The organism is Streptomyces sp. NPDC001634 (assembly GCF_040298185.1).
Taxonomy (GTDB): Bacteria; Actinomycetota; Actinomycetes; order Streptomycetales; family Streptomycetaceae; genus Streptomyces.
Genome location: NZ_JBEOZU010000096.1, coordinates 23,620 through 32,081, shown reverse-complemented (window position 1 = coordinate 32,081; position 8,462 = coordinate 23,620). Strand labels below are relative to the sequence as shown.

The following is an 8,462-nucleotide window of genomic DNA, read 5'->3' as shown; positions in this document are numbered from 1 at the left end:
CACGACGCTCGAACGAACGCCCACCACGGTCACCGTCACGCCGGTCGTCACGCCGGTCGAAACCACGGTCCCGGTCACCGTCACGGCGGTCGAAGGGACGGCGGTCACGGTCACCGTCGCGGCGGAAGCCGCCACGGTCGTCACGACGCTCGAACGAACGCCCACCACGGTCACCGTCACGCCGGTCGTCACGCCGGTCGAAACCACGGTCCCGGTCACCGTCACGGCGGTCGAAGCCACGGTCCCGGCCGAAGCCGCCCCGCTCGCCGCGGTCGTCGCGGCGCTCACGACGCTCGTACGACGACGAGCCGGCCGGACGCTCCTCACGCTCGAACCGCTCGGCCCGCTCGATGTCCTGCGCGGTCGGCTGCTCCGGCAGGGTGACCGCCGAGACCGGTGCCTCGACGGCCGCCGACGGCTGGGTGGAAGCCGGGGCCTCCTGGACCGCCGCCGAAGCCGCGGTGGCGGCGACCGCCGCCTCCGGGTCCTCGCCCCGTTCCCGCGCGGCCCGCGCGACCAGCCGGTCGGCCTCCTCGCGCAGCTCGGCCGCACGGCGCGTGGCGCGCTCCAGCTGCTTGGTGAGCTGGGCGACCTCGCGCTCGGCCTGCTGTGCGGCGTTCCCGGCGGACTCGGCCTGGACCTCGGTCATGGAACGGGCACCGGTGATGTCGGCGACCTCGGGGTCGAATGCGGCCCCGCCCTGGATGAGATGGCGCGAGGCGTCGACGCCCGCGTCCTCCATCAGCCGGAAGATCTGGCGCCGCTGGTGCGGCAGGGCCAGGGAGACCACCGTGCCCGTACGCCCGGCCCGGGCCGTACGCCCGGCGCGGTGCAGATAGTCCTTGTGGTCCCCGGCGGGGTCCACGTTGAGCACGAGGTCGATCCCGTCGACGTGGATGCCGCGGGCCGCGACGTCCGTCGCGACGAGCACGTTCACGTACCCGTCCTTGAAGTCGGCCAGCGTCCGGGTGCGGGCGCCCTGGGTCATGCCGCCATGCAGCGCGTCCGCCTTCACACCGGCGTCGCGCAGCTGCTCGGCGACACGGTCGGCACCGAGCTGGGTGCGGACGAAGACGATGGTGCGCCCCTTGCGGGAGGCGATGGCGGCGGTGACGGGAGCCTTGTCCTTGGGCTTCACGATGAAGATGTGGTGCGACATCGTGGTGACCGCGCCCTGGGCGGCGTCGACCTCGTGGCTGACCGGTTCGGTCAGATACCGGTCGACGAGCGTCTGGATCTCGTTCTCCATGGTCGCGGAGAAGAGCATGCGCTGGCCGCCGGCCGGCACCTGGTCCAGCAGCTCGGTGACCTCGGGCAGGAAGCCCAGGTCGGACATCTGGTCGGCCTCGTCGAGCACCGCGATCTGCACGTCCTCGAGGGAGCAGGCACCGCGGTTGATGATGTCGCGCAGACGGCCCGGGGTGGCGACCAGGATGTCGACACCGCGCTCCAGGGCGTAGATCTGGTTGCCCATGGAGGTGCCGCCGCAGACGACCTTCATCTTCAGCCCGAGCACATCGCCGTAGGGCTGCAGCGCATCGGCCACCTGCATGGCGAGCTCACGCGTCGGGGTGAGGATGACCGCGCGGGGCTTCTTCTTCTCGGTGTGGCCGCCGGCCAGGGTGGCCAGGGTCGGCAGACCGAAGGACAGCGTCTTGCCCGAGCCGGTTCGGCCGCGGCCGAGGATGTCCTTGCGGGCCAGGGCGTCCGGGATGGTCGCGGCCTGGATCGGGAAGGGGACCGTCACACCGTTCTGCGCGAGCTTGCGCACGATGCCCTCGGGCAGGCCGAGATCGGCAAAGGTGATCTCGGGAGCGGCGGTCTGGTCGGTGTCCTGGGTGCCCTCGGGCAGGACGACGTGCTCAGTACTGGCAACAGACATGCGAAATGCGAACCTTCCGGAGTTCACGGCACGCGCCCAAACATCCGTGAAGTCGCAATCGACCGCCTCTATGCGGTCCGGCCACGGCAAGGGAGAGTACGCGCCACACGCGGCGCGTCTTTTTGGCGCCGGGCAAATGGGATCAAACGATCTGCCACCATACGCACCCGCCCCCACCGAGCGCAAACTGATCCGCGCATCCCCCGGGTGACCCTCACCACACGGCCGTCCCCGGCGGCCATGAACCCCACTCGGCGCCTATGCGACCGGGTCCCCCGCCCGGGGTGCCGGCTCCCGCTCCACCAGTTGGGTGGACTGCTCGTGCGCCGAGGACGACGGCTCCGCGGTTGTCGGGGACGGTGACGGCGGATCCGGCGCATTGGTCGGCGACGGATCCGCCGACGCCTGCGGAGGATCCGGTTCCCCGTTCGTGGGCGCGGGCGGCACCACTCCACCGGTCCCGTTGCCGCCCTTCGACGGCTCCTTGGCCGTCGGCCTGCCGGCCCCGGCCCCCTTCCCGGACGCCGACACGGAAGGCGACGCGGAGGCGCCGGACGCGGACTCACCCGGCTTGGGCGAACCTCCCTTGACCGTCACCCCGCCGAGGCCCACGCCCCCGCCTCCGCTCACCGCCGACCCCCCGTCCGGGTCGGCCGCGCCGTGCCGCCCGGCGGAGTGCGACGGCGACGGCCTGCCCGCGTCGTCCCCGACACTCATACAGCCGGCGGCCGCGGCGACGGCCATGACCGCGGCAGCCAGACGGACGGGTACATAACAGGGGCGCACGGGCAGCCACCTCCGGGGGCGGGCGGTGTGAAGAGTCCCCCTGCCCAACTCCCGCCGCCCGCAAGAGGACACGCGCCCGGCAGAGAGAACGTCAGCTGCCCCGGAAACCCGAGGTCATCCGTACCCGAGCGCGTGCAGCCGGGCATCGTCGATCCCGAAGTGATGCGCGATCTCATGGACCACGGTCACCTCGGTCTCCGCCACCACGTCCTCCCGGGTGTCGCACATCCGCAGGGTCGGCCCCCGGTAGATCGTGATCCGGTCCGGCAGCACCCCCGCGTACCACTCCCCGCGGTCCGTCAGCGGAGTCCCCTCGTACAGCCCGAGCAGCTCGGGATCGTGGGTGGGCGGTTCGTCCTCGACGAACACCGCCACGTTGTCCATCAGCCGGGTCAGCTCCGGTGGGATCCGGTCGAGCGCCTCGGCGACCAGTTCCTCAAACTCCTCGCGCGTCATCTCCAGCACAGGGCCATTGTCGGGTACGACACCCGCCTGCGAGAGCCGCGAACCGTCGCGATACGAGAGTCATGAACCGTTCCGGGCGAGATCCGCGAATCGCCCTGAGCGAGAGTCACGCACCACCCCGCATACCCGCCCCGGAACTTGGGCATACGGGACCAATGGCCCGCGTCCCCATCGCAGCCCCGAACCGCATACGAAGGGTGTCGGACACCTTCACCCGGTACTACCGCTCGCTCCGCCCCCACCCGGCCGTCGAACTCGTCCCTCAGCCCCACCCCTGGATCCGGGCCGTGGGCATGGTCGCCGTCGTACTCTTGGGCGCATGGCTCGGCCTGCTGATCGTGGGCGACGTACGCGTCCCGGTGGGTCCCGTCAACACCACCATGACCCTGCGCCCCTCCCTCACCGGCGGCACGAAGATCAATGTGTCCCCGCTGGGCGCCCTGCAGCTGAACAGCCACGAGGCCCCCGTCCGCCTCGACGTCAACGTCGACCAGCTCGATCCGGTCCGCGCCCAGGCCCTGGTCGACCACCCCGAGCGGATCTCCGGGCTTCAGCAGGAGATCACCCACGACGTCGAACACGGCACGCTCGATCTCGCCGTGCGCTCCTGCGTGGCGGTGGTCTCCGGCGCCACGGCACTCGGTCTGGCCGTCTACCGCCGGCCCCGCCGCGCCCTGGCCTCCGGCGGCCTGGCGCTCACGCTGCTCGCCGCCTCCGGAGGGACGGCCTACGCCACCTGGAACCCCGAGTCGGTCCTCGAACCGAAGTTCTCCGGCCTGCTCTCCTCCGCACCGTCCCTGGTCGGCAACGCGCGCAGCATCGTCACCGAATTCGACGTCTACCAGAAGGAACTGGCGCGCCTGGTGACGAACGTGACGAAGCTCTACGACGTCACATCCAGCCTCCCCGCGTACGAACCGGATCCGACGACCGTCCGGGTCCTGCACGTCTCCGACATCCACCTCAACCCCGCGAGCTGGAAGATCATCACCTCGCTGGTGCAGCAGTACCACGTCAACGTGATCGTCGACTCGGGCGACACCATGGACCACGGCACGGCGGCGGAGAACGGCTTCCTGGACCCGATCGCGGATCTGGGCGCCCCGTACATCTGGGTGCGAGGCAACCATGACTCCCGCACGACGCAGCGCTACCTGGAGCACATGAAGAACGTCCACGTCCTGGACGACGGCAGGGCGATCACCGTCGCGGGCCTGCGCTTCGCCGGGACCGGCGACCCGCAGTTCACCCCCGACCGCTCGGTCGAACCGGGCGGCGACCGTGCCGAGGAGCTGGCGGGTGCACGCCTGGCCGCCTCGCTGCGCGACCAGAAGGCCGCCGGGACCCCCGTGGACATCGCGATCACCCACGAGCCCACTGCGGCGCGCGAGACGGACGGCGAGGTCCCCCTGGTGCTGGCCGGCCATCTGCACCACGAAGGGACGGAGATCATGAAGCAAGGCACCCGGCTGCGCATGGAGGGCTCGACGGGCGGCAGCGGGCTGCGCGCGGTCGAGCACACATATCCCGCCCCGATCGAGGCCTCGATCCTCTATCTGGACCGGGACACCCGCCGCCTCCAGGCCTGGGACGAGATCAGGCTCGGCGGCCTGGGCGAGACGACCGCGGAAGTGACCCGCCACCTGCCCAAGGAGAACCAGCCGGGCGCCGCCCCCACCCCGAGCATCACACCCCCGACCACCGCCCCCGCGGGCAGCTCCGGCGTGCAGCCGACACGCCCGGGCGCAACACCGACGACGAGCGCCCCCTAAACCGTTTTGGCGAACCCTCCCCCCATCCCATATGCTTCTCACGTCCCCGACGCGCTGAGAAGCGCCCAGGCGGGCCGATAGCCCTCATCGTCTAGCGGCCTAGGACGCCGCCCTTTCAAGGCGGTAGCACGGGTTCGAATCCCGTTGGGGGCACGTAACACCGTGTGCGACACTGTCGTACGCAAAGCTTGGTCCTGTGGAGCAGTTTGGAGTGCTCGCCACCCTGTCAAGGTGGAGGCCGCGGGTTCAAATCCCGTCAGGACCGCTGAGGTTTCACGTGAAACCTCGTGGCTGGGTAGCTCAGTTGGTACGAGCGTCCGCCTGAAAAGCGGAAGGTCGCCGGTTCGACCCCGGCCCCAGCCACAGCCGCCCTACCAGGGCAAACAGCCCCTCCGGGATCTTCCGGAGGGGCTGTTTTTGTGCAGCCCGTCGTCCGAATCCGTTTGGGCAAGACGAGGGTGGATCATGGCATTCCTTTGAGGCGGGGCTGAGACGATGACGCCTGCATGTCAACGCCGAGCCGAACGGTCCGGGAGGCCAACCAGCCCTCCCTCCAAGGCGGTTCGCCCCCCACCGGCGTTCTCGTCACCTCACCGCGAACGCCCAGTGGAGATCTCATGCACAGACCCCGCCCTGCCGTCGGGCTGTCCCTCGCCGTGATCGTCGTGGCGGGGGTGGTGAGCGGCTGGGGGACCGGCCTGGCAGTGGCGGACCCGGGAGCGGCCGGGACGCTGTACGTGAACCGCGACGTGGCGTGCAGCGACAGCGGCGCGGGGACGCAGAGCATGCCCTTCTGCACCGTGCAGGCGGCGGCGGACGTGGTGGAGCCCGGGCAGACGGTCCGGATCGAGTCGTCGGGCAACAGCACGTACTCGGGGTCGGTGACCTTGACGCGGTCGGGCACCAAGGACGCACCGATCACGTTCACCGGGGCGCCGCTCGGCACGGGCGGCTCCTGGGCGGAGCTCGGACCGACCGGCTCCGCTCCGGCGCTGACACTCAAGGGTGTGCACGACGTACGGGTCGAATCGCTGGGGGTCCGGTACAGCGGCGGAGACGCGGTGTCGGTGACGGGCTCCGAGGGCGTCACCCTCGACCGGCTGTCGTTCCGCCGCTCCCTGGTGGCGGACTCCGGCGGCAGGGGGACCGCGGTCACCGTGGACGGCGCGTCCTCGGACGTGATCGTGTCGCGGAACTGGATCAGCAGCGGATACGCGTACGGCGTGCGGGTGGAGCCGGGAGCGGCGCGGGTCACCGCGACGACCAACGTGGTGACCACCCCGCGGCAGGGCGGGATCGTGGCTACGGGGACGTCCGGCGCGGATGTGACGAGCAACACGGTCACCGCGCCGTGCGCCACCGGAATCTCGCTCGACGGCGGGAGTTCAGGGGCGCTGGAGAACAACGTGGTCGTCTCCACGGGGGCGCAGCAGAGCGCTACGTGCCCGGCGCCCACCGCTCCGCTCTACGCGGTGTCGGCCGACTCGGCGGGCCAGGTCACCGGCGACTACAACGTGGCGGCGAACGGTATCGGCCCGTCCGCCCGGCCGCGCCCCGAGTACTCCTGGGCCGACGCGCCCTACGCCACCACCGCGGCCTTGCGGGACGCGACCGGGCAGGGTGCGCACGACATCGACGGGCTCAATGCGCCGTCGGCCCTCACCGCGCCGTACGAACACTCACCCTTCATCGACTCGGCCGACGCCGACGCGCCCGGCGAGCTCACCACCGACATCAACGGCGCCCCGCGGGTCGACGACCCGCTCGTCGCCGACACCGGCACCGGCACCGGCACGACGACCCACCCCGACCGGGGTGCTGTCGAGCGGCAGGACACGATCGCTGTTCCGGCCGACGACATGCCGTCGCCGGCGAGCGGGGTCGCACCGTTCGTCACCTCGGTGAGGACCGATGACGCCACCACTTCGTGGGGCAAGCCCGTCACGACGTACTCGGTCGACTTCGGGGACGGCAGCGCGCCGGTCACCGCGGCCGCGGGCCCCCCGATCACACACACCTACGCCACGCCGGGAACGTACGCCGCGACCATCACGGTGACCGACATCGACGGGTCGAGCCACTCCGTACGGCCCCAGGTCGTCGCGGGCACGGCCACCCCGCCGGCCACGTCGCTGTCCGGCGCCGCGGTCACCAACAGCCATGGGCAGGTCGCCGCGGGGGACGCGCTGTTCACCGTTCCCGAGCCGGCGAACGCGTGGGAAGTTGTCGGCCGGACCCTGGCCTACGGCGACGGCACCCAGGACAACCTGGCCGGCGGCGCCCAGCAGGTGGAGCACCAGTACCCGGCTCCCGGCACCTACACCGCCACGCTGACGCAGACGGACCTGCTGGGCCGGACCACCACCGCCAAGGCGACCTTCAACGCCGCGGACGCCTTCCTGCCCATCACCCCGCAGTACGACACCCAGAAGACGATCCCCGCGCACGGGGTGCTGAAGCTTTCGGCGGCCACCGTGAAGGCCGATTCCGACGGCGTGGACGCAGCCCAGCTGCAGATCGTCGCCGGCGCGGCCAAGGCGAGCGGCTCCCTGACTCTCTACACCGACGGCACCACCCGCCCGGGCACCTCCACCATCAGCTTCGAGCCCGGTCGCACAGCCACCAACGAGGCGACCGTGAAGGTCACCCCGACCGGTTCGGTCGACCTCTACAACGGCAGCTCCGGCCCGGTGACCGTCAACGTCGCCACGATCGGCCTCCAGTCGCACACCCAGTTCGGCCGCACCTACCATCCGGCCACACCGGTCCGTCTCCTCGACACCGGCGCGGTCGCCGGCGGCCACTCGGTCACACTGGCGGTCTCCGGAACCCACGGTGTCCCGGCCGACGCCAACGCGGTGGTGCTCAACGTCGCGGCGACCACCACCAAGGGGTCCGGCAGCCTCACCGTCTCCCCGAATGGCACCATCAACTCCGGCGTGACGGGCCCGTACTGGACCACCGGGCAGTCCGCCTCCGGCCAGATCGTGCTCCCGATGATCCCGCTGACAGACGGGAAGGTCGTGCTGCACAACTCCAGCAGGTCGTCGGCGAACCTCGTCGCGGACCTCGTCGGCTGGTACGGCCCCTCCGCGAGCGGTTCGGGGTTCCAGCCCGTCAGCCCGGTGCGGATCCTCAACACCCGCACCGGCACCGGAACAACCGGCGGGAAGATCGCCAGGCTCGGCGCCCACGCAACGCTGAAGCTCAAGGTCACCGGCGCGCACGGGGTCCCGGCGAGCGGGGTGAACGCCGTCGATCTCAACCTCACGGTGCCCTCGCCGTCCGGGAGCGGCTTCCTCGTCGCCTACGCCGACGGCACCTCCCGCCCCGGCGTGCACTCGGTCGACTTCACCGCCGGACACGCCGTCGCCAACCGCGCACTGGTCAAGGTCGGCACCGACGGCGAGATCGACCTGTACAACGCCGGCTCCACCTCCGTCGACGTCTACGCCGACCTCCTCGGCGACTACGACGTCTGCCCGGTGGGCTGACAGCCCGGCAGCCCCGTCCCTCCGGGACGGGGCATTTCAACGTCACAAGGAACCGGAGGGAAG

The 8,462-nt window shown here is 71.1% G+C and carries 5 protein-coding genes and 3 tRNA genes; 5 read left to right on the top strand and 3 right to left on the bottom strand.

The annotated features are described in order from the left end of the window. The 3 genes from ABT186_RS40020 to ABT186_RS40010 form a co-directional block, all read right to left on the bottom strand. Positions 1 to 1,882: DEAD/DEAH box helicase (locus tag ABT186_RS40020; RefSeq protein WP_351929278.1), on the bottom strand; the 1,882-nt coding region annotated here is incomplete at its 3' end. Positions 1,883 to 2,140: 258 nt separating this feature from the next. Beyond that, positions 2,141 to 2,668, bottom strand: coding sequence for a hypothetical protein (locus ABT186_RS40015; protein WP_351230599.1), 528 nt, complete (start codon positions 2,666 to 2,668; stop codon positions 2,141 to 2,143). 114 nt (positions 2,669 to 2,782) lie between these two features. Then, positions 2,783 to 3,133 (bottom strand): metallopeptidase family protein, encoded by a 351-nt coding sequence (locus tag ABT186_RS40010; protein ID WP_351230597.1) that lies wholly within the window; start codon positions 3,131 to 3,133, stop codon positions 2,783 to 2,785. A 155-nt stretch (positions 3,134 to 3,288) separates the two neighbouring features. Between ABT186_RS40010 and ABT186_RS40005 the strand changes: the two genes are divergently transcribed. The 5 genes from ABT186_RS40005 to ABT186_RS39985 all read left to right on the top strand — a co-directional run bounded on the left by ABT186_RS40005 (position 3,289) and on the right by ABT186_RS39985 (position 8,399). Further along, on the top strand, positions 3,289 to 4,905 hold the full coding sequence (locus tag ABT186_RS40005) for a metallophosphoesterase family protein (RefSeq protein ID WP_351230595.1): 1,617 nt from the start codon (positions 3,289 to 3,291) through the stop codon (positions 4,903 to 4,905). 80 nt (positions 4,906 to 4,985) lie between these two features. Beyond that, positions 4,986 to 5,058: transfer RNA gene (locus ABT186_RS40000), tRNA-Glu, on the top strand. A gap of 37 nt (positions 5,059 to 5,095) precedes the next feature. Next, positions 5,096 to 5,170, top strand: a tRNA-Asp gene (locus tag ABT186_RS39995). 24 nt (positions 5,171 to 5,194) lie between these two features. Next, positions 5,195 to 5,268, top strand: a tRNA-Phe gene (locus ABT186_RS39990). Between the two features lie 254 nt (positions 5,269 to 5,522). Beyond that, a complete protein-coding gene (locus ABT186_RS39985) occupies positions 5,523 to 8,399 on the top strand; it encodes a PKD domain-containing protein (RefSeq protein ID WP_351929276.1) in 2,877 nt (958 codons plus the stop codon). Positions 8,400 to 8,462: the final 63 nt, after the last annotated feature.